Source organism: Buttiauxella cochleicola, assembly GCF_021282405.1.
GTDB lineage: Bacteria > Pseudomonadota > Gammaproteobacteria > Enterobacterales > Enterobacteriaceae > Buttiauxella > Buttiauxella massiliensis.
The window spans coordinates 78412-98624 of record NZ_JAJSOU010000011.1; the positions used below are offsets into that span (position 1 = coordinate 78412).

Annotated in this window: 24 protein-coding genes; 9 read left to right on the forward strand and 15 right to left on the reverse strand. The window is 50.6% G+C overall.

What is annotated here, in order from left to right; translation table 11 throughout:
- Nucleotides 1-21 precede the first annotated feature (21 nt).
- On the forward strand, nt 22-756 hold the full coding sequence (locus tag LVQ79_RS15565) for a galactosamine-6-phosphate isomerase (RefSeq protein ID WP_232865639.1): 735 nt from the start codon (nt 22-24) through the stop codon (nt 754-756).
- A gap of 85 nt (nt 757-841) precedes the next feature.
- Here the strand turns inward: LVQ79_RS15565 and LVQ79_RS15570 are convergent, their stop codons facing one another.
- Nucleotides 842-1444: a hypothetical protein gene (locus LVQ79_RS15570; RefSeq protein WP_232865640.1), complete on the reverse strand. Its 603-nt coding sequence runs from the start codon at nt 1442-1444 to the stop codon at nt 842-844.
- 142 nt (nt 1445-1586) lie between these two features.
- On the reverse strand, nt 1587-2453 hold the full coding sequence (gene rsmI / locus LVQ79_RS15575) for a 16S rRNA (cytidine(1402)-2'-O)-methyltransferase (RefSeq protein WP_232865641.1): 867 nt from the start codon (nt 2451-2453) through the stop codon (nt 1587-1589).
- A gap of 62 nt (nt 2454-2515) precedes the next feature.
- Here rsmI and LVQ79_RS15580 point away from each other — a divergent pair, with 62 nt between their 5' ends.
- Genes LVQ79_RS15580 through dolP form a run of 4 tightly spaced genes read left to right on the forward strand, consistent with a single transcriptional unit; the run spans nt 2516 to nt 6139 of the window.
- Nucleotides 2516-4591 carry a penicillin-binding protein activator gene (locus tag LVQ79_RS15580; protein ID WP_232865642.1) on the forward strand — a complete coding sequence of 692 codons (2076 nt, stop codon included), beginning with the start codon at nt 2516-2518 and terminating at the stop codon, nt 4589-4591.
- Nucleotides 4549-4944, forward strand: a complete 396-nt coding sequence (locus tag LVQ79_RS15585; protein WP_064515874.1) for a YraN family protein — start codon at nt 4549-4551, stop codon at nt 4942-4944. The genes LVQ79_RS15580 and LVQ79_RS15585 overlap by 43 nt, the downstream gene beginning before the upstream one ends.
- Nucleotides 4945-4963: 19 nt before the next feature.
- The gene (diaA, locus tag LVQ79_RS15590; protein WP_034461282.1) at nt 4964-5554 is read left to right on the forward strand and encodes a DnaA initiator-associating protein DiaA; all 591 of its coding nucleotides are present in this window, start codon (nt 4964-4966) and stop codon (nt 5552-5554) included.
- A 9-nt stretch (nt 5555-5563) separates the two neighbouring features.
- Nucleotides 5564-6139 carry a division/outer membrane stress-associated lipid-binding lipoprotein gene (gene dolP, locus LVQ79_RS15595; RefSeq protein WP_151994010.1) on the forward strand — a complete coding sequence of 192 codons (576 nt, stop codon included), beginning with the start codon at nt 5564-5566 and terminating at the stop codon, nt 6137-6139.
- 362 nt (nt 6140-6501) lie between these two features.
- Here dolP and LVQ79_RS15600 read toward each other — a convergent pair whose 3' ends face one another.
- Genes LVQ79_RS15600 through LVQ79_RS15645 form a run of 10 tightly spaced genes read right to left on the reverse strand, consistent with a single transcriptional unit; the run spans nt 6502 to nt 15046 of the window.
- Nucleotides 6502-8412: a BglG family transcription antiterminator gene (locus LVQ79_RS15600; protein WP_232865643.1), complete on the reverse strand. Its 1911-nt coding sequence runs from the start codon at nt 8410-8412 to the stop codon at nt 6502-6504.
- A 15-nt stretch (nt 8413-8427) separates the two neighbouring features.
- Nucleotides 8428-9534: a lactonase family protein gene (locus LVQ79_RS15605; protein ID WP_232865644.1), complete on the reverse strand. Its 1107-nt coding sequence runs from the start codon at nt 9532-9534 to the stop codon at nt 8428-8430.
- Between the two features lie 25 nt (nt 9535-9559).
- On the reverse strand, nt 9560-10300 hold the full coding sequence (gene dagF, locus LVQ79_RS15610) for a 2-dehydro-3-deoxy-phosphogluconate aldolase (RefSeq protein WP_232865645.1): 741 nt from the start codon (nt 10298-10300) through the stop codon (nt 9560-9562).
- Nucleotides 10297-11415 (reverse strand): DgaE family pyridoxal phosphate-dependent ammonia lyase, encoded by a 1119-nt coding sequence (locus LVQ79_RS15615; RefSeq protein WP_232865646.1) that lies wholly within the window; start codon nt 11413-11415, stop codon nt 10297-10299. The genes dagF and LVQ79_RS15615 overlap by 4 nt, the downstream gene beginning before the upstream one ends.
- The gene (locus tag LVQ79_RS15620) at nt 11399-12532 is read right to left on the reverse strand and encodes an amidohydrolase/deacetylase family metallohydrolase (protein ID WP_232865647.1); all 1134 of its coding nucleotides are present in this window, start codon (nt 12530-12532) and stop codon (nt 11399-11401) included. Before LVQ79_RS15620 ends, LVQ79_RS15615 begins: the two co-directional genes overlap by 17 nt.
- Nucleotides 12533-12578: 46 nt before the next feature.
- Complete coding sequence (locus LVQ79_RS15625) at nt 12579-13220, reverse strand: DUF4310 family protein (RefSeq protein WP_064515863.1); 642 nt, start codon at nt 13218-13220, stop codon at nt 12579-12581.
- Nucleotides 13221-13231: 11 nt separating this feature from the next.
- The gene (locus LVQ79_RS15630) at nt 13232-14008 is read right to left on the reverse strand and encodes a DUF4311 domain-containing protein (protein WP_064515860.1); all 777 of its coding nucleotides are present in this window, start codon (nt 14006-14008) and stop codon (nt 13232-13234) included.
- 23 nt (nt 14009-14031) lie between these two features.
- A complete protein-coding gene (locus LVQ79_RS15635) occupies nt 14032-14328 on the reverse strand; it encodes a DUF4312 family protein (RefSeq protein ID WP_151994016.1) in 297 nt (98 codons plus the stop codon).
- 2 nt (nt 14329-14330) lie between these two features.
- On the reverse strand, nt 14331-14693 hold the full coding sequence (locus tag LVQ79_RS15640; RefSeq protein WP_034492950.1) for an SFCGS family glycine-rich protein: 363 nt from the start codon (nt 14691-14693) through the stop codon (nt 14331-14333).
- 17 nt (nt 14694-14710) lie between these two features.
- Nucleotides 14711-15046 (reverse strand): glycine dehydrogenase, encoded by a 336-nt coding sequence (locus tag LVQ79_RS15645; RefSeq protein WP_232865648.1) that lies wholly within the window; start codon nt 15044-15046, stop codon nt 14711-14713.
- Nucleotides 15047-15677: 631 nt separating this feature from the next.
- Between LVQ79_RS15645 and LVQ79_RS15650 the strand changes: the two genes are divergently transcribed.
- The 4 genes from LVQ79_RS15650 (at nt 15678) to nadS (ending at nt 17132) form a co-directional block, all read left to right on the forward strand.
- A complete protein-coding gene (locus tag LVQ79_RS15650; protein WP_232865649.1) occupies nt 15678-16172 on the forward strand; it encodes a glutathione peroxidase in 495 nt (164 codons plus the stop codon).
- A gap of 20 nt (nt 16173-16192) precedes the next feature.
- Complete coding sequence (locus LVQ79_RS22595; protein ID WP_370639862.1) at nt 16193-16405, forward strand: helix-turn-helix domain-containing protein; 213 nt, start codon at nt 16193-16195, stop codon at nt 16403-16405.
- 108 nt (nt 16406-16513) lie between these two features.
- The gene (locus LVQ79_RS15660) at nt 16514-16846 is read left to right on the forward strand and encodes a type II toxin-antitoxin system RelE/ParE family toxin (RefSeq protein WP_232865650.1); all 333 of its coding nucleotides are present in this window, start codon (nt 16514-16516) and stop codon (nt 16844-16846) included.
- Between the two features lies 1 nt (nt 16847).
- Nucleotides 16848-17132, forward strand: a complete 285-nt coding sequence (gene nadS / locus LVQ79_RS15665) for a NadS family protein (protein WP_134186308.1) — start codon at nt 16848-16850, stop codon at nt 17130-17132.
- A gap of 33 nt (nt 17133-17165) precedes the next feature.
- On the opposite strand, the gene LVQ79_RS15670 is transcribed toward nadS, so the two are convergent.
- Genes LVQ79_RS15670 through LVQ79_RS15680 form a run of 3 tightly spaced genes read right to left on the reverse strand, consistent with a single transcriptional unit; the run spans nt 17166 to nt 20089 of the window.
- The gene (locus LVQ79_RS15670; RefSeq protein ID WP_232865651.1) at nt 17166-18473 is read right to left on the reverse strand and encodes a TRAP transporter large permease; all 1308 of its coding nucleotides are present in this window, start codon (nt 18471-18473) and stop codon (nt 17166-17168) included.
- A 12-nt stretch (nt 18474-18485) separates the two neighbouring features.
- Entirely contained in the window at nt 18486-19028 is a 543-nt protein-coding gene (locus LVQ79_RS15675; protein WP_232865652.1) for a TRAP transporter small permease, read from the reverse strand.
- 47 nt (nt 19029-19075) lie between these two features.
- Nucleotides 19076-20089: a TRAP transporter substrate-binding protein gene (locus tag LVQ79_RS15680; protein WP_232865653.1), complete on the reverse strand. Its 1014-nt coding sequence runs from the start codon at nt 20087-20089 to the stop codon at nt 19076-19078.
- Between the last annotated feature and the right edge of the window lie 124 nt (nt 20090-20213).

The following is a 20213-nucleotide window of genomic DNA, read 5'->3' on the forward strand; positions in this document are numbered from 1 at the left end:
TAATGACAGAGGGAGCATCAAATGGACGCAATGGCTTTCCATCGTTGCGCTGATTATCAAGCGCTCAGCGAAAAGGCAAGCGAGTGCCTAATCAGAGCGATAACACAGAATCCGCAGGCGACAATTTGCCTCGCGACCGGCGGTACACCGCTGCTCACTTATTCAATGTTTGTCAGTAAAGTGAAGCAACGCAATATTGATATCAGCCAGATTACGTTTGTTAAGTTGGATGAATGGCTCAATATCCCGCTCAATGCCGATGGCACTTGCGAGACATTCTTACAAACCCATATCATCCAGCCGCTAAATATCGCCCCCGAACGGTTCATCTCGTTTCGTTCACAGAATGTCGATGATAAGGAGTGTCAGCGCGTTATCGAATTGATTACCCAGAATGGTGGGATTGATTTGTGTGTACTGGGGCTGGGTAAAAATGGCCATTTGGGGCTCAATGAGCCAGGTGATTCATTAGAACCGGCTTGCCATATTACCATGCTCGATGAACATACCCGCCAACATGCAATGATTAAAGATTCAGAGCAGCCAGTTGAGCGTGGAATAACATTAGGATTACGAGAGATAATGGCGGCTCGCGAAATCTTATTTCTGGTCGCAGGCGAAGGGAAACAGTCTGCATTTTCAAAATTGCAGGAAAAAAAGGTGAGTTGTCAGACTCCATCTTCCTTCTTATGGATGCATCAAAACGTTCATTGCCTGTACGACAGTACACGCTTCACACAAGAACTTGAAAATTAAGGATCAATCCTGCCCAAGCAGATTGAAGATTTAAGCAAACCTCTTTCCAAGTCGGGTAATCGTCGTATTACCCGACTTGGGAAATTCATTCAGCCGCTCGTTCAGCCACCAGCACTATACCTCGGCGGGATTCATCGGGAGCAAGACTCCAGATTTCTGACTCGGGAATACTTTCACAGTCGTAACGGGTGCGTTCACCGTCATAAGGGTAAAAACGCCCGCTTTCCGTATCAAGGATAAATACATCAATTTTTTTAGACACCCTGGCGATGCGTTTCCAGATATTCTGACCGCCAATATATTGATCATGATCGCTCATCAGGATCAGTCCCTTTTCAACGATCAAATGCTCATAAAGCGTTGTCGCTACTCGGGTATCTTGCACAGATCTATCAACCACAACACCCTCAACCTGCAAAACTGCTTTAGATTCCCAATAGCGCTTAACCGCCAGAATAGATTCATTCTGGTTCGTGCTTTTACGCGGAATCAAATCCAGTTTAGCGGCAACAAGATGGCGCAATTCACCATTTTCTTCCTGTGAGGGTTCTGCATAAACAATTGCCGCAGCCGTTTTATCTTTTCGCAGCACAATCAATGCAGGCATACCAAGAATATCTGTAGTGCCAGACACATCAAATGCTCGCTCAAGAGCGGAAGGGCTATAGCTGATAGGGTAAAGAATCATGTTTGAATCTCCCTGATACAACACCGGCATAATTTGCTCATCCTGAACAGACTAAAGTATGAGCAAACTACCATCGCTTATTTAAACCACACTAACAATAGCGATACCTGTAATGAAAGAGTGCGAGCATGCTCGGAAAACGCTATTTCTCGCTGTTTTCTAAAGCATATTTATACAGCGCATTTTTCTTCACGCCGTGAATTTCAGCCGCCAGTGCTGCAGCCTTTTTCAGTGGCAGTTCCGTTTGCAGGAGTGCCAGCGTGCGCAGCGCATCGGCTGGCAGCGCGTCATCGACAGGGGCTTTGAAGCCTTCGACAATCAACACCATCTCGCCTTTACGGCGGTTTTCGTCTTCTTTAACCCAGGCTGCCAGCTCACCAATCGGTGCGCCGTGAATCGATTCCCAGGTTTTCGTCAGCTCTCGCGCCAGCACCACATAGCGTGATTCACCAAGCACAGCGCATATATCGTCTAAACTATCGAGCAGGCGATGCGTAGACTCATAGAAGATGAGCGTACGGGGTTCTTGCTCAATGGCTTTTAGTGCATCACGACGGCCTTTGGACTTTGCAGTAAGAAAACCTTCGTAGCAGAAACGGTCAGAAGGCAAACCAGCAGCACTTAATGCAGCAATCGCGGCACACGGGCCTGGCAGCGGCACCACGCGAATACCCGCTTCGCGGCAGGCACGCACCAGATGGTAACCAGGATCGTTAATTAATGGCGTTCCTGCATCAGACACAAGCGCGATGCTTTGCCCTTCTTGCAGTTTTGCCAGCAGGGTTTCTGCTTTTTGTTGCTCGTTATGATCATGCAATGCGAACATCCGCGCATTAATCGCAAAATGTTGCAGCAGCAAACCGGTATGGCGAGTATCTTCGGCGGCAATCAGGTCAACGCTTTGCAACACGGCTAATGCCCGCTGTGTGATATCGCCGAGGTTACCGATGGGTGTCGGAACGATGTAGAGCGTGCTGGCAGAAATAGCCGCCGTTTCGAGTTGTTTCATTGTTTCATCCGTATTGCCGATTTAATATTGAACACTGAGATAAAAATTACACTGGATACAGAATGGTACCGTCTAAATTTATTCGTTCTAAAGCCGGGCGTTGTCTGCCTGTTATGTTGGCCGCGCTAATATTCGCCGGCTGTACAACTAAAGCACCAGACCAGTCTGCTGCCCATATTCAGGGCGAGGCGACTGCTGATTCAGCGTATTACCTGCAACAAATGCAGCAAAGTAGCGATGATAGCAAGACCACCTGGCAATTACTCGCCATTCATGCGCTGTTAAAAGAAGGCAAAACTCAGCAAGCCGTTGATCTCTACAATCAACTGCCAAAAGAGATGAATGAAGAACAAGTGCGTGAGCAGAAGTTACTGGCAGTCGAGGTGAAAGTTGCCCAGAAGGATTTTGCTGACGCCAACACGCGCCTGAGCAAAATCGAGCTTTCTACACTCAATAAAAACCAGCAAACTCGCTACTACCAGGCAGTTATCGACGCAAGCCAGAACCGCCCGTCGCTTGAACTGCTGCGCGCGTATATTGCACAAGAGCCAATGCTGACTGGCCCTGCGCATCAGAAGAATATCGACGGTACATGGCAGGCACTGTCTCAGATGACACCGGAGCAGATGAATTCGCTGGTCATTAATGCCGACGAAAACACGCTGCAAGGCTGGCTGGATCTGCAACGCGTCTGGAACGACAACCGTAACGATCCCGAAATGCTGAAAGCCGGTATTAAAGACTGGCAAACGCGTTACCCGCAAAACCCAGGTGCGAAAACGTTGCCAGCTCAGCTCAGTAATATGCAGAATTACAAACCTGCCTCTACTGAGAAAATCGCACTGTTGCTGCCATTAAGTGGCCAGGCCGCTGTATTTGGTCGCACTATCCAGCAAGGTTTTGAAGCGGCGAAAAATATGGGCTCCGCACCAGTCGCGCAAACTACGACTCCGGCGCAGGTTGCTGATACCAACGGGCAGCCTGTTGACACCACTCAGGCCGCATTGCCGAAACCCGCAGATCCAAATATGGTAGCAAGCCCGGCGGCGGCATCGGTTGATGATTTAACTCAACAGCCTGACGCAACCCCAGTAGCTCCGGCTCCGCAAGCTGCTCCACAAACACAGCCAGCTGCAGCTGCCGCGGCTCCAGCCAATCCGGCTGCGGAAGTTAAAGTCTACGACACCACCACACAACCGCTGGCTCAGATACTCGCTCAGGCCCAGCAAGATGGCGCAACGATTGTTGTCGGCCCATTGCTTAAAAACAACGTCGATCAGTTAGCAACAACAACTTCCCCGTTGAATATCCTGGCGCTTAACCAACCAGAAAACGTGCAGAACCGTGCAAATATCTGCTATTTCGCCCTGTCGCCAGAAGACGAAGCGCGTGATGCAGCCGATCATATCTGGCAGCAAGGCCATCGTGCTCCGCTGTTGTTGGTTCCGCGTAGCGCCCTTGGCGATCGCGTCACTAAAGCTTTTGCCGATGAATGGTTGAAACTCGGTGGTGGCACAGTACTACAGCAGAAGTTCGGTTCAACGGCTGAGCTAAAACAAGGGATTAATAGCGGTTCAGGTATCGCGCTGAGCGGCACTCCGGTTAATGCCGCAGCCGCTCAACCGGAAGCTGTGACCATTGGTGGGCTGACAATTCCTGCTCCACCAACAGATGCACAAATTACGGGTGGTACATCCGGTGGCGTAGATGCAGCCTACATCGTTGCAACGTCTGACGAAGTCGCATTGATCAAACCAATGATCGCCATGCGTACCGGCAGCCGCAGCCCAGCGCAACTGTATGCCAGTTCGCGTAGCTCTCAGGGTGTAAGTGGCCCGGATTTCCGTCTGGAAATGGAAGGTTTGCAGTTCAGTGAAATCCCGATGCTTGCCGGCAACAACCCATCGCTGATGCAGCAAGCGCTTGGTAGCGTGAATAACGATTACTCACTGGCACGTCTTTACGCCATGGGCGTGGACGCGTGGTCACTGGCAAATCACTTCTCTCAAATCCGCCAGGTCCCTGGCTATCAGGTGAATGGCAATACCGGCACGCTTTCTGCAACCCAGGATTGCGTCATTAACAGGAAGTTAAATTGGCTGCAATTCAGTCAAGGTCAAATCGTTCCGGCATCCTGACCCGTCAACAAGCTGGCGCGCGCTACGAATTAGAGGCGCGCCGCTTTCTTGAACGCAATGGACTGCGTTTCATCGCCGCAAACGTCCATTCTCGCGGCGGCGAAATCGACCTCATCATGAAACACGGCAGCGTTATCGTCTTCGTAGAAGTGCGATATCGCCGCTCAAACCACTTCGGTGATGCAGCCGCAAGCATCACTCGCCGTAAGCAACAAAAATTATTACACACTGCTTCGTATTGGTTAGCCCGCACATCAGGAAGTTTTGATACTGTGGATTGCCGTTTCGATGTGTTAGCCTTCACCGGCAATGAAATAGAGTGGTTAACCAACGCGTTCACCGCAGATGTTTAAAGTAACCAGGTAAACTAACGTGCTCGAAAGAATCAAAGTCTGCTTCACGGAAAGTATTCAAACCCAGATTGCCGCAGCGGAAGCTCTGCCAGATGCTATCTCCCGTGCAGCAATGACACTGGTTCAGTCTCTGCTTAACGGCAATAAAATCCTTTGCTGTGGCAACGGCACGTCTGCGGCCAACGCCCAACATTTTGCCGCCAGTATGATCAACCGCTTTGAAACTGAGCGACCGAGTTTACCTGCCATTGCACTTAATGCTGATAATGTGGTCTTAACCGCGATTGCAAATGATCGTTTACACGAAGAAGTGTATGCCAAACAAGTACGTGCGCTCGGTCAAACCGGTGATGTTTTACTCGCTATTTCGACCCGCGGAAACAGTCGTGATATCGTCAAAGCGGTAGAAGCCGCCGTAACGCGCGATATGACGATTGTTGCACTAACTGGTTACGATGGCGGGGAATTGGCCGGGCTATTAGGGCCACAGGATGTGGAAATTCGCATCCCTTCTCACCGCAGCGCGCGCATTCAGGAAATGCATATGCTGACGGTAAACTGCTTATGCGATCTGATTGATAATACGTTATTCCCTCACCAGGACGATTAAGGAGTACAGATGAAGGCATATAAGCCACTTGCAGTCCTTATTACTGCGCTACTTCTACAAGGTTGTGTTGCTGCCGCAGTAGTGGGTACCGCAGCAGTCGCCACTAAAACGGCGACAGATCCGCGTTCAGTCGGTACTCAGGTTGACGATGGTACGCTGGAATTGCGCGTAAATAGCGCGCTTGGCAAAGACGAGCAAATTAAGAAAGAAACGCGTATCAACGTGAGTGCGTATCAGGGCAAAGTGCTGTTGGTTGGGCAGTCGCCTAATTCCGAACTCTCATCGCGTGCCAAACAGATTGCGTTAGGCGTTGATGGCACCACAGAGGTGTATAACGAAATCCGTAACATGGCGCCAATTGGCCTGGGAACGGCGTCTAACGATACCTGGATAACGACCAAAGTGCGCTCGCAGTTGCTGGCAAGCGATCAGGTAAAATCGACGAATGTGAAAGTCACTACCGAGAACGGCGAAGTGTTCCTGTTAGGTTTAGTCACTGACAGAGAAGCCAAAGCTGCGGCAGATATTGCCAGCCGCGTCAGCGGTGTGAAGCATGTGACGACTGCGTTTACGATGCTGAAGTAATCCTCCACGGAAGCTGTCTCTTGGTCATATCTGTGTGAGTCGCGAGACAGTTCCGTTCACCCGATGTTCCGTGTTTCATATAGCCACTGTACCGGTGAACGTCTTAGGGTGGCCGCCGTCGCCACCCTAAGAACCCGGACTCCCGGCAAATCAATCGCCGCAAGCGGTAATTTAATCACCGGGCGACGGGGTCGCCAGGGGGATGTCGTTATCCCACTGGCACGTTCACCGTTTGCAGGAATGAAAGAGATAACTGAACGCTCGGGTGAACGGAAAATCAACGAGGCTCAAAGATCTCACCCTGACAAAATGCCCGGGTGAGTTGTGACTAAGAGACAGCCCTGTGGGAGAGGCTACTCCCCCTAAAACCGACTCAAACAATCCATTGCCACCGCTTTAAACTCCTCAAAATTCTTACTATCGCGCAAACGCGGCATCGCCCTTTCACGCAGAAACGTGACAAACAGATCGTAAATCGCCATCGCTTCTTCGTACTCGCTTTTACTGATAGCAAGCAAGAAAATGACATGTGCCGTCTCATCTCCCCAGCGAATACCTTGTGGCGCAAGCACGGTGTACACCACAGTTTTGTTCGCCATCAGCCCCAATGAGTGAGGCAGTGCAATCCCCTCACCCAACACGGTGCTGACAATAGCCTCGCGCTCGACCACCGACGGATAAAAATCAGCAGCAACATAGCCTTCGCCCTCAAGCTGCTGGCATAGCGTGCTGAACAACTCCTGCTGAGTCATCGGCTCATCAACGACCCGGAAATGGCTGGCATCAAAGAATTTTTCCAGCATGTATGGGCGTGTGCGGTCCACAAGCACCAGTTTTCCCAACTGTTCAAGTTGGTACTCTGTCGGGAAAGGGGCCACCACCACAGTGGGCTTTTGTTTATCGCTAATGCGCGCCGTGGAAATAACAAAATCCTCTTCCACGTCGTCGAGCTGTTCATAATCGCGCAGGGAAATGATCCGCGTGACCTCAATTTGAGGGTATTTACGCAGCAGCATTGCCTGAATCATCCGTACCGTGGAGTTCCCGGTATCGCAAACCAGCAGCACGCGGGGATGGCGCTGATAACCAATGTTGTAGTGCCGCTCAAGTCCCACCCCAATATGCAGCACCAGGAAACCAATTTCGTTTTCGCTGATGACATATGGCGTGTATTTCCCCCAGCTCGACACCGCCGCAAGCGTCATGTCATAAGCCATCGGATAGTGTTGTTTAATATTGCCTAACAGGGGATTAGGAATATTTATCTGATAGCGCACACGGGTAATCATAGTTTTGATATGCGTGAGCAAATCAGCATGTAGCTGCTTATCGGTCAGTAGGTTGTAGTTATAGTTGTTGTTGATAAAGCTCAGAATGTAATTCACCAGCGCTTCATCGTCGTCAGCACTGATAGCGCTCGCCGCTACCTCTTGCACCTGGCGCGAGGCAATATGAACTTGCAGCCATTGTTCTTCCGCTTCGGAAAGCGCTTTACCGGCAAGCTCCTGTAGCAGTACGGTGATTTGTTTTGCAGCTTCGCGCACCGCTTCGTCTACATTATCGGCGCTAAATTCCGGCAGCGGGTAACCCTCACTGATACGGCGAACCGCAACGGCGCAGTATAAACGGATAAACTGTTCACCTTCGTCAGTCAGGCGGATACGGCAGCGCGTAAAACAATTGTGCAGTTCTGCCGCCAGTTGTTCTGGTACGCCTGCATTGAGCACTTCTTCAGTCAGCAGTGGATTTTCGCAATCTTCCTGCGTGAGTTTCCAAAGCAGATCGGTCAGACAGGCACGTACCGACATTTCACTGCCAAACAGCTTCATGCCGTGGCGCGGGCGGGTTTCAATCGTCAAGTTGTAGCGGGCCAGCCAATCACGAACTTCAGCCATATCGCTTTGCAATGTCGCACGGCTAACAAACCACTCTTCGGCCAGATCTTCGAGTTTCAATGAGAAGGCAGACGTCAGAAAACGCACCACTAAATAATGTACGCGCTCCGGGGAATTACGGGGAATACGCAGCTGGCGTGAAGGCTGCTGCTGGAGTTCTTCATACAGCGCCGGGTCTGCAATATTGAGCTGATAACCCGCTCCGCGATTCAGGACAAACTGCGCGCCATGCCCGACCATCAGCGCATTTAAAGCGGTAATATCCGCGCGCACGGTGCGAGTAGAAACGGATAATCGCCGCGCCAGTTCATCCTGGAGCAGCGTCTCGTTTTGCAGCATTTCAAACAGTTGGGCCAGACGTTGGTTTGGGAATCTCACTGCCGTTTCCTTTCGTTAATCGGGCGCAGCACCTGTCAAAACCATCTGTGACGGGCTGCCAACCGCAATGTAATCCTCAACAAAATTCAGTTTTCCAGTCGGCTGCGCCACGCTAAAACGCGCGATGTTATCGCTGCGCTGATTCATCACGTACAGATACTTTTCATTATGGCCGAGCGTTAGCGTGCGCGGGTAATCACCCCGCGTCCAGACGTGCTCCACAAGTTCCAACCTGCCATTCGGGTTCAAGCTAAAATGCCCAATACTGTTATGCAAACGGTTCGCCACATATAGCTGTTTCCCGTCGTTGCTCAACACCAGACCTGACGCAAAGCTGGTGCCCTTGAACCCCTTAGGTAGCGAGGAAATGCTCTCGCCCTCGGTTAGTGTTCCTTTGGCTACATCAAGTTGGTAGTGGGTAAGCGTAGAAGATTCTTCGTTGATCAACCATAAGCCATCACCCTTTGGCGTGAATACAAAATGACGTGGCCCTGCACCTTGCGATGAGGCGTCAATATAGGGAGGATCGTTTGGCGTGAGTTTGCCGTGGGTTTTATCGAAACGATATTGATAGATCCGATCGAGTCCAAGATCGGTGGTAAAGATGAATTTACCACTGGGATCGGCGGCGATCATATGTGCATGCGGGCCACTGTGGCCGCTGGCCGCAAAACTGCCTTCCACGGCGGCTTCTGGTTTTTTGGCGCCCGCGGGCCCTACATCCTGTTGCATATCCGTGGCCTGGCCCAGGCTGCCATCGCCCTTGACTGGCAATACGGCAACGGAACCGCTGCCGTAATTCGCCACCAGCAAATGCCGCTCGTCCGGCGTAAGCGTGAGATAGACCGCCCCAGCACCACCCGATGAAACCTGATTCAGTTCAGTAAGATTGCCATCATCCCCAACACGCAACGCTGCAATCACGCCGTTTTCAGTTTCGCTTGCCACATACAGCGTTTTACCCTCTTTCGAGGCGGTGAGCTGCGCGGCATTCGGCAGTTTACTGACCAGCGTTTTGCGGGTCAGCGCACCGGTTTCGGCATCGACATGAAAACGGTAAATCCCTTCACCATTTGGGTTGTAGGTACCGACCCAGGCGAATTGCGTTTGTGTTGCGGGCATTGATGCTCCTCATGGTTATCAGGTTTTAGCCGACCAGCTTCTTCGTCATATCCAGCAAAGTACGCACATCTTCCGGACGTGTATTACCGCTCGCTTTATCAATAATTGAGCTGTAAATATGCGGAATGATCTTACTCACTCCCGTATCCAGTGCGATCTTCAGGATTTCTTCGTAGTTCTCAAGATCGATCCCGCCAGTCGGTTCCAGCCAGAAATCGTGTTTTGCACAAGCCAGTGCCACCGCATGGAACTCATCACGGTATTTCAGGCCACCCATCGGGAAATATTTGATTGAGCTGCCGCCCATATCTTTGAGCAACGCGATAGCGGTATCTACCGGCACAATACCGTCAGAAGAAGCTGAACTCAGTGGGCCGGTTGAAATTTTTACCATCCCGACCATTCCCGTTGGAGAAACCAGGCCATTGACCACGCTTTCATTTTGCCCAAGCAACGCACGACTTGCACCCACGCCGGTAAACACCTGGTTTACGTGCTGCGGTTGCACCTGGCGGGAGATTTCACTCACCATTGCCGACTGGTTTGGGTCACCTGCGCCAAGGCCAACAGAAAGCGCATTTTCGATCAATGCCGCATATTCACGCATATCCGCTACGGCAGTTGCTACATCAGGGTAATTTTTAGAAAGCACGCCGACCAGAACATGGCCTTCTGCAGCGTCATAAATCTCTTTCGCGTTCTCTTTCGAACCCGCCAGCACATTCAGGCATACACGGTCACGGTAAAAATTCGGGGTCAGTTTCATGCCTGCTTCTCCTTGCTTACCAATGCGCTAATGCATTGATAGATAATCTCTAACTGTTGCGAGCTGACGCTACGCACATCGGCTTCGATAATCCCTTCGTTGGCTTTGTAGCCACGGAAGAAAATCGCGTACTCGCCCTGTTTCAACGCGCTCACCAGTTCGCTGGTGCTGATGCCGATAACCGCTTCATCGAACTTAATCTCGGTACGCGCAATATCACGCCCTGCAGCATCCCACACTACACGAGCACTCACGCCATCAAGGGTGTTGAGGCTCTCGATAAACGGCGTCATTTTTTCGACCATCTGTGCGCCGCTTTCTTTGGCTGCCGTTAAATAGTGTTCGATGGCGCAGGTCAGGCCAAGAATACCTTCTTTGCCGACTTTCATGGCGCGGCCAATGCCGCCTGTTTGCAGCTTCACCCACTCAACATACTGCGCTTTGCCAATTACCAGGCCGCTGGTGGGCCCTTCGATGGCTTTTGCGCCGCTGTAAATCACCAGGTCAGCACCTGCGCGGTAGTAGCACTGCAAATCTTCTTCCGCTGCTGCATCAACAATCAGCGGCAGGTTATGTTTGCGCGCCACGACAGCAGCCTGCTCTACGCTAAGCATGCTTTTCTGAACCGAGTGATGCGATTTGATATACAAAATTGCGGCAGTGCGTGGGGAGATGGCAGCAGCTAATTGTTCGGCAGAACATTCGTTGGCATAACCGGCTTCCACCACTTTGCCACCACCGAGATAAACCATCGTACCCACCGGCGCACCGAAGTTCACGTTGTGGCCCTTCGGCAACACAATTTCGTTGTTCTCAAGTGGCGTGCCGTGCAGGTTTTCAATCAGCCAGGCGTTGTCCTTCACAAGTACTGCCGCCACAGATTGCGCGATACCCGCAGATGCGCATGACACTACTGTTGCGGCTTCAACATCCAGCAGCCTGGCGATGTACTCCCCGGTTTTGTTCACCAGGTCTTTCATCTCAAAGTAATGATTCATACCGTTAGTCACGGCTTCAACCACTTCCGGGCGCGGGGTAGAAACACCGAGTGCCGTCATGCGGCCAGAGGCATTAATGACTTGTTTTAAATTATATTTCTCATAAATCGAAGACATGTTCTTGTTTCCCTTGTTCGGTCGTAAACCATTTCCCGGCGCGAACGGCGGCAAGTGCCACCAGCAGTTGTTCGCCCTGGAGCGTCTGATTTTCGGAATCGGTAAATACCGTCGGCTGGCGGCGTTGGGCAAAAATCGTCAGGTCGCCATCAAGGCCAACGGACAAGCGCCCTTTATTCGTCAGGCGTAAACCTTGCGCGGCATGCGCGGTAACGCAATCAATCACTTGTGGCAGCGACATGCCAATGGAGAGGAATTTGGATATCACCACGCCGAGGCTATGCACCGGGCCGTTAATGCGGTTGCGGCAGTAAATATCGGAGCTGATGGTGTGTGGCAGAATCCCTTTGCTGATGGCAATTTTCGCCACTTCGAAGCTGAAACTGGCAGAACCGTGGCCCACATCAAGGCGCACGCCACGCTGAATGGCGCTTGAAATTGATGCCCGCAATTCACCGGCAGGTGTCAAAATGCGGTTCGGTTTGCCGTTGTAGCAGTGGGTAATGATGTCACCGCTTGTCAGCAAATCGGCAATTTCATCAAGGTCAGGCGGGTTATTACCGATGTGTACCATCAGCGGTAAGTTACCGTTTTCGCGCTGGATTTCTTTCGCGCGCTCCAGCGGTTTAATGCCGTTCATGCCGACTACACTGCTGCTCATGCGCGCTTTGATGCCAACGATAAAACCAGGATGGCGTTTCACCGCATCACGTGCGGCGATTTTGTCGATATTCGTCATATCCGACAGTTCGTTCTGCGCAATCAGCCCGACGCGAGAGATGTTCAGTAACGCGTAAACATCCGTCGTCGCTTTGCGAGTTAGCTCGTAAAACTCGTCGATATCGTCAGCGCCTGTGCTCCCGGCATCAACAACGGTCGTCACGCCTGTATTAATGCCGATGCTGTCCGGGTCATCGTGATAGATGGGGGATTTTTGGTAGCAGTGGACGTGGGAATCAATCCAGCCTGCGCTGACATAATATTCGCCATTGAGCTGGCGCTCTTCTTGCGCCTCACCGGTGACCTCGCCAAGTGCGGCAATTTTTCCATCTTTCAGCGCGATGTCGATAACGGTGTCATCCACCAGACACGCGTTGCGCAGGATTAAGTCGTACATGATTTTTCCTCGCTGGCGGATGGCACGCGCCATCCGCCAAAAAGTTCTACAAAGCAATCGGGAAGAATGCCCCAAACAGCATTGCGCCAAGAATCGCGCCACCGGTAATCGGCTTGTTCCACAGATAAAACAGCAGAGAACCAATCAAGGATCCGATACCAATCGGAATAGAAGCGGTCATTGCGCTCAGGATAATCAACGGGCCAAGGAAGCGGCCGGATGCGTTACCCGCCCCCATCATGACGTCTGCCCCGTAGGTTGAGTTGCTCTGGTTGACGGTGAATTTACGCGCCAGAATAATCACATAACCAATTGCCAGGCCAATCACCAGCCCCGTCACCAGCGATGCCGCAAAGTTCGCGACCGGGAAGATAATGCCCGCGCCAAGTAACAGCGCCGGAACGCCAAGACCTACGCCGGTTTGAATCGCGCCGCCGATATCCAGAATCCCGACCAGCGAACCTTCAATGATGCGGGCAAACAGGAAGCTGGCACCAAATGCGGCGACTGCGCCATACACGCCGGTGTCGATTCCGGCACGCAGCATGGAAACAAACGCCACTTCGTTAAATGCGCCAATGCCGTAGAGGTAATACATGTGTGTCCCGGCGAACACGCCGGAAGAAAGCAGGCCAACGAAAATCGGGAATGACCAGTCGGCATACCAAAAACCTTTATTCGTTTCCATCACAGGCTCCCTTATTTTCCGCTCATCGAGTTATGGATCAGACTGAGCCAGTCCGGCACGGTCAGATGGAAGGATTCGATCATCTTCATATCGAAGCCACGGAAGAAGCCACTCAGCACAAACAGCGCGATAATCGCCACCATCATCACTTTAGTGACGTGGTTCCAGCCGCTCTCTTCCACACCTTTACCAATCAGGATGCCAAGCACCAGACCAGGTACGGCGTTGCCCATAATCAGTTGCGCACAACCGCCGAAAATCGTGGCCCAGAAGCCTGATTTTTTACCGGCATCAATCGCTGCCAGCCAGAAAATCACTGGCATGATGATGGTCACCAGCAAGTTCGCCGCAGGGACCAGCACTTTGACTGCGGTAACCTGTAGTGCAGCGGGAACGGCAGACGCGGTGGTGTTAAGGAAGGCCACTACAATCATGCCGATGATGCCGCACGCGACAGCCATTTTGCGCGGGTCGTGCAGGGTCTCTGCCACATTACGATTTTTCATCATCAACGCGGCGGCACCCCAGTGTGGGATGATTCGGTGGTCAACGTCCTGAGTAAAAGCACCCGCCGCAACGGACGATGCCCAGGCGTTGAAGAAGAAACCTAAACCAAATGAGAAGTGTGAAGCCGGGTCGCCTTCGCAGGAGTTCAGCTCGCCCAGAGTACGAAAAGCACCCATACCTTGCGTGGTCGGCGCATGAAACATACGTGCAGCCCCGGCGCCCACTCCAACGCCAACCAGACCGCCGATGATTAGCGATTTTATTAATATAATTAAGAACATCTGTCTGTCCTTTCTGTGTGATTTTATTGGGGGATGAAGTCTACTTTGTCCATATTGATGGCCGTCACACTGACTGAAACATCCAGCTCCACGCTGAACATCTGTTTTTCACGTTTCAGAAAGAAGAACAAAAAAGCCTCTTTCTTGACCTGCACTCGCGCCTGAACAACCTGCACATCCTGTGGCTCAATACGCAGTAAAATGTGGGGAGATGACTTCATAACCGAGCCCTGAACATGGTTCAGAGCATCAGCAAAGGCCTTGGCTTTCGTGTCGCCACGACCTTTCACTCTCACCGTTTCGGAGAAGTGTTCTTTCATACTCACTGACCGTACTTCTTGGCCCAAGCTTGCACCAGACGCTCGCCCAGCTCTTCTTTATCCATAAAACCGAAGCCCAACACGTTGTTGCCTTCGTTGATTGCCGTCACGCCTTCATCCACTGAACGCATGCCGTACTTGGCTTTGTAGCCGTGTTTAGTTTGCGCGGTGATAGCGCCCGCACCGCCACTGCCGCAGAAAGAGATACCAAAAGTGGCGTTTTCTGCTTTCATCACGTCGCCCAGTTTCATATCAGCGGCAACACCAGGAATAACCACGGCACGGCCGCCTGCTTTCTCAATCCCTGCTGCCACTTTTTGGCCTTTACCCAGGCGGTCGCCGATCACTACGGTAATTTGTTCCATTTGAATCTCCTGATTATTCAAAGATTGTCTTTCGCGACTTCGAAATGCACTGACAACAACCACGCTTCTTCAATCGGTAAATTGCCAAATTGCTCCACCACTGCTTTTGCCATTTCCAGAGAGTCATCAGAAATTTCCTCAAACAGGCTTTCTTCAACTTCTGGCAATGGTTCGCCGGTCAGTGACCGGTGCGCCATGGCGCGAACGTGGGATGTCAGCATCTGTTCCTGAACTGCGTTTGGCGTAATGTTTCGGCCTTCCAGCAGCGTCCTGATAAATGCCAACACTTGCTCCGTAAGTTGTGTGGCGTCGGTACTTCCGGCGTCATTAACCTTTACCGCTCCGTTATTCACACTGCATACCTCGTTTACTGATATGGCTCTAAGGTATCGGCGAGGGTTAAAGGTTTGTAGCGAGTTGTTTTCCACTTGGAAGTGGAAATCCCGGAGGCAAGAGTGATATGCGCCACAAAAAGCGGCCGATTCATGATAATTCGCTGGCTTAATGTGATTACAGTCACGGCTTAAAGAGGTCGAATCTATTGGTGACAGTGATAGTTTTTGAGCAAAATTGTGATATGAGGGGCGTTTTGCGGGAAATATTGGAAAGACTTATGAGTGTGGGATAGGGAGTTGGTTGGGCTTAGCTTAAGACCGGAGTTAGGTTAAGACTGAGATACCCGGGGCGACCACCGGGTTTGGCGTCCCTCCGGGAACCAAATCCCGGTGTTTCCCCTAATTCATTGGCTTTAGTGAATAGCGTTATCCAGGGAATAGTGGGAGAAGGATTTATAGTTCTTTTGATGGATTTGGTAGTACGGGCATAATCAGAGGGTGACTGTCGCTTAAGTCCTGTAAGTTCAGCGGGTCGATGCAACGCTATCCTTAAACAAGGGGGGCGTAGCCATGAAACGAAGAACGCGTATTTACTACACGCAACGTGGCAATGCTAACGTCAAACTGATTGTGTTCTGAGGATTCCGATATGACCACCTTTCATCAACTTACTGCCACCAGTCTGCGTGGCCAGCCCATCTCTATGGCCGACTATGCTGGCAAGTTGGTGCTGGTGATTAATACCGCCAGCCATTGTGGCTTCACGCCACAATACGCAGGCCTTGAAGCGCTCTACAAGAAGTACGCCGCCCAGGGTCTGGTGGTGCTTGGTTTCCCCTGCAACCAGTTCGGTAAGCAGGAACCCGGCAACGCCGACGAAATCGCGCAGACCTGTCACATCAACTACGGCGTGAGCTTCCCGATGTTCGAGAAAGTAGAGGTCAACGGTGCAGCAACGCACCCGGTGTTTCGTTACCTGAAGGATGAATTGCCCGGTGTGCTGGGTGGGCGAATCAAGTGGAACTTCACTAAGTTCCTGATCGGACGCGATGGCAAACCGCTCAAGCGCTTTGCACCTTTCACCACCCCAGAGAAAATGGAAGCCGCAATCCTTGCTGCACTTGAAATCAAAGTGTCCCTGTAATTTGAACCATTCATTTTTAGATATCTTCCGACTGGCATAAAGCCGAAATTATTGCTTCGCTGCATAAGAAAGGCTTTTCGCTGGATGCTCTCTCGCGCGAAGCTAATCGGGCATCTTCAATTTTAGCGAATGCGCTTTCTCACCGCCTCCCTCCTGCCAATTATCTTCATAACCAACTATTTTTGAACGATAAACTTACTTATTGCGAGGCTCTGCGCAAAGTAGTGCGATAGCGTTAGGGGAGTTGGCAGAAATTCGTAGAATACATTTCTTAGCTCCTCACAGGTGTACATAGTACCCCTCGTGATATACTCTATCCCCAGACAAGGAAAGTCCCCCCGTTGAGCCATGCGCTAGAATTTATTGAGACTTCGATGTTCACCCGACAGATAAAGCAAATCACAACGGATGATGAGCTTAAAGATCTAAAAAAACAGCTCATTGAATCTCCGGCTAAAGGTGAACTGATACAACAAACTGGTGGGTTGCGAAAAATCAGGATGGCAACGGGTTCTCAGGGTAAAAGCGGAAGCGCCAGAGTTATTTATTTTCTCGCAACCAAAGAGGTCGTCTATCTGGTGATGGCTTACCCGAAAAGTACTAAAGAAAACCTGACTGATGCGGAAAAAGCAGATCTCCAGAAATTGACGAAAATCCTAAAAAACGAGGTGTGATATGAGCTTTTTTGACGACCTGAAAGCGTCCCTTGAAGAAGCGGTCGACATTAAAAATGGCGTTCAGTCTCCCGCACGTGTCACCCGTTATGAGATCGCTGATGTTAAGGCAATCAGGGAACAATTGAATGTTTCACAAAGCGAGATGGCCAAGGCGCTGGGTACTAGCGTTGATACCATCAAAAGCTGGGAGTCAGGAAGACGTAACCCAACCGGACTGGCTGCAAAAGTGCTGGCAACTATCCAGGCTAACCCTGCATTCTTCCAGGAATTAGCTGCGCATTAGTGATTGGCGGGGAAAATCCCCGCCAACTTTGATCTATTTCACCAAACCCATGCTCTGTGGCAGTGCCATGGTGATAGCCGGTAAATAGGTCACCATCATCAGAACAATCGCAATCACCGCAAAGAATGGCAGCAACGGTTTAATCACACGCTCAATCTTAATATCCCCGACTTTACAGCCGGTAAATAAGATTGGCCCCACCGGTGGTGTTATCGTGCCGAGCGATAAGTTAAACACCATCATGATACCGAAATGCACTGGGTCCATTCCAAACTGCATGCAGATTGGCAGGAAAATTGGGGTGAAGATTAATACCGCAGGCGTTGGGTCCATAAAGGTGCCCACCAGCAGTAATACCAGGTTCATAATCAGCAGAATAACGATGAAGCTATCTGTCGCAGAAAGTAAACCGGAGGCAATCAATGCAGGGATTTTGGTAAATGCCATTACCCACGACATAATCGAAGATGCCGCCAGCATGAAAATAACAATCGCCGTCATTTTCGCGGTCGCGAGGAATATCTTCGGCAAATCATCCATTTTGATATTGCGGTAAATAACACCGAGCACCAGTGAATAAACCACCGCAATTGCCGAGGCTTCTGTTGCGGTAAACACGCCACCCAGAATGCCCCCGATAACCACAACGATCATCATCAGGCTTGGAATAGCATCAAACAGAATACGCAGCGTCTGGCCTTTATTAGCAGAACGGTCAGCGACGTACCCACGGCGTTTAGCAATAAAACCGGCGACCAACATTACGCCCAATCCCCACAGAATACCCGGCACATAACCGGCCATAAACAGCGCGGAAATAGACACGCTCCCCGCAACCGTTGCATAAACAATCAAAGAGTTGCTTGGCGGAATCAGCATACCTGTTGGGGCAGAAGCTATGTTCACCGCGGCACTAAACGCCGGGTCGTACTGCTCTTTTTTCTGGATTGGCGACATGATGCCACCCACCGCTGCCGCAGATGCTACGCCAGAACCACTGATCGATCCGAACAGCATATTGGCCACGACGTTGGTTTGCGCCAAAGGACCTGGCAGGAAGTTACTAACCATTTTTGCGCAGTTAATTAAACGAATGGCTATCCCGCCATTATTCATTAAATTCCCGGCCAGAATAAAGAAGGGAATAGCTAATAAGGCAAAGGAGTCGAGGCCAACAAAGACACGCTGGGCAGAGGTTAATATCGCACCATCGAACGGTAAAATAAGACACATCGCGGCGAAGGATGAGATCCCAATACTAATACTAATTGGCGTTCCCGCTAGCAGCAGAATAAATACACCGCTAAACATTACCAGAGCAACAATAATTGCAATATCCATATCGACACCTAATCAATCTTGTTTCGAAGAAAACTTTCTGAACAACCCATATTGGTTATACAGGCAATAGAACAGCGTCATTGCACCACTCAGTGGAATCGCAATGTAGATAATACCGATAGGAATTTGTAATGCGGAATCGAGCTGCGCCATCTGGCGGCTCATACCAATATAACCACCGATAGTCAGCACCAGTAATGCAAATACTGAAGTGGCTAACTCACCAATAATTTCCAATGAAAGACGCAATCTACGCGGCATTTTATCGCGCATAAAAGTGATAGCCATATGTTCACGCAGGCCAAAAACATAGGCCCCGCCAATCAACACCAGCCAGATAAACAAATATCGCGCCAGCACTTCACTGACAGCACTCGGGCTATTAAACAAATAGCGCGATGCCACCTGCCAGGTCACCAGCAAAGTCATTAAGCTAACAATCAAAATACATAGATAAGACGCCGCTTTATCAATGGCCTGTTTTACTCGTGTGACATGCGAATAAAAATCAGATTTGGATGCTGTGGCGGAGGGAATGGACTGGGTAACTTTCATTTTTATCTCCACGGGGGACATCCTCGTCCCCCTGACTTCAAGCCGTCTTACTCGGCCAACTCACGAATTTTTTCGTACAGCGCTTTTTGTTCCGGGGTAGTCAACATTGCAGACTGCAGCGGTTTGCAACGTTCCTGGAATGGTTTGATATCCACTTCAGTGAAGGTCGCGCCATTGTCTTTCGCTGTTTGACGGGCACCGTCGAGTGCTTTATCCCACAGCTCGAACTGAGTCTGGGTGCTCTCTTTGGCAAGCTTACGGAATAGTTCGCGATCGCTTTCATCCATTTTGGCGATGAAGTTTTCATTTGCGACGAGCAAATCAGCCACCATTACGTGACGGGTTGCTGAGAAGTAAGGCGCCACTTCGTACTGTTTCAGGTCGGCATAAGTGATTTCGTTATTTTCAGCACCATCCAACACGCCCTGCTGAATCGCTGAATAGACTTCACCCTGGCCCATCGGTACGCCCGTACCGCCCATGCAACTCAGCATTTTGATCATGGTATCGGACTGCATTACGCGAATTTTTTTGCCCTGCATATCGGCTGGGCTGGTGACTGCGGCACCCTTGGTGTAAACACTGCGCGCGCCAGCTGTATACGCGGTAATAACTTCAAAACCGGTGCCTTTGGTGGAGGCAAACAGGTTATCGAGCACGCCAGAAGTAAACACTTTGCGCTGATGTTCCGGGTTGTCGTAAACATACGGCATCGCCAGAACAGAGAAGTTTTTATTAAAGTTTTCGACCAGTGGATTGGCGACAACTGCCATCTGAATCGCGCCAGACTGAACCAGTTCCAGTGAGGCACGCTGGTCACCTAACAGTTCGTTAGGGTGAATTTCAAGTTTGTAGCGACCATTAGTCGCAGATTCCAACTTATCGCTGAAAGAGACTAATGCTTTGTATTGTGGGTTGTTTTCAGACTGGTTAAACGCTGTTTTCAAGACTACAGGGCCTGTTGGCGCTGCGTCATCTCCACATCCGCTCAGTAAAATTGTCGCCGCAACAGCGGTAGCAACCAGCGAAATTTTTGGCAAAACATGTTTGAAATGCTGCATCCTTCAGACTCCCTTATCCATGATTTCAGTTCGGTACTATTCCGTTTCGGAATCATTTACACATCAAACCCACATAAAATGAAACGATATTTCATTTAAAAAGAACTTTTGATTCATTTTGTAA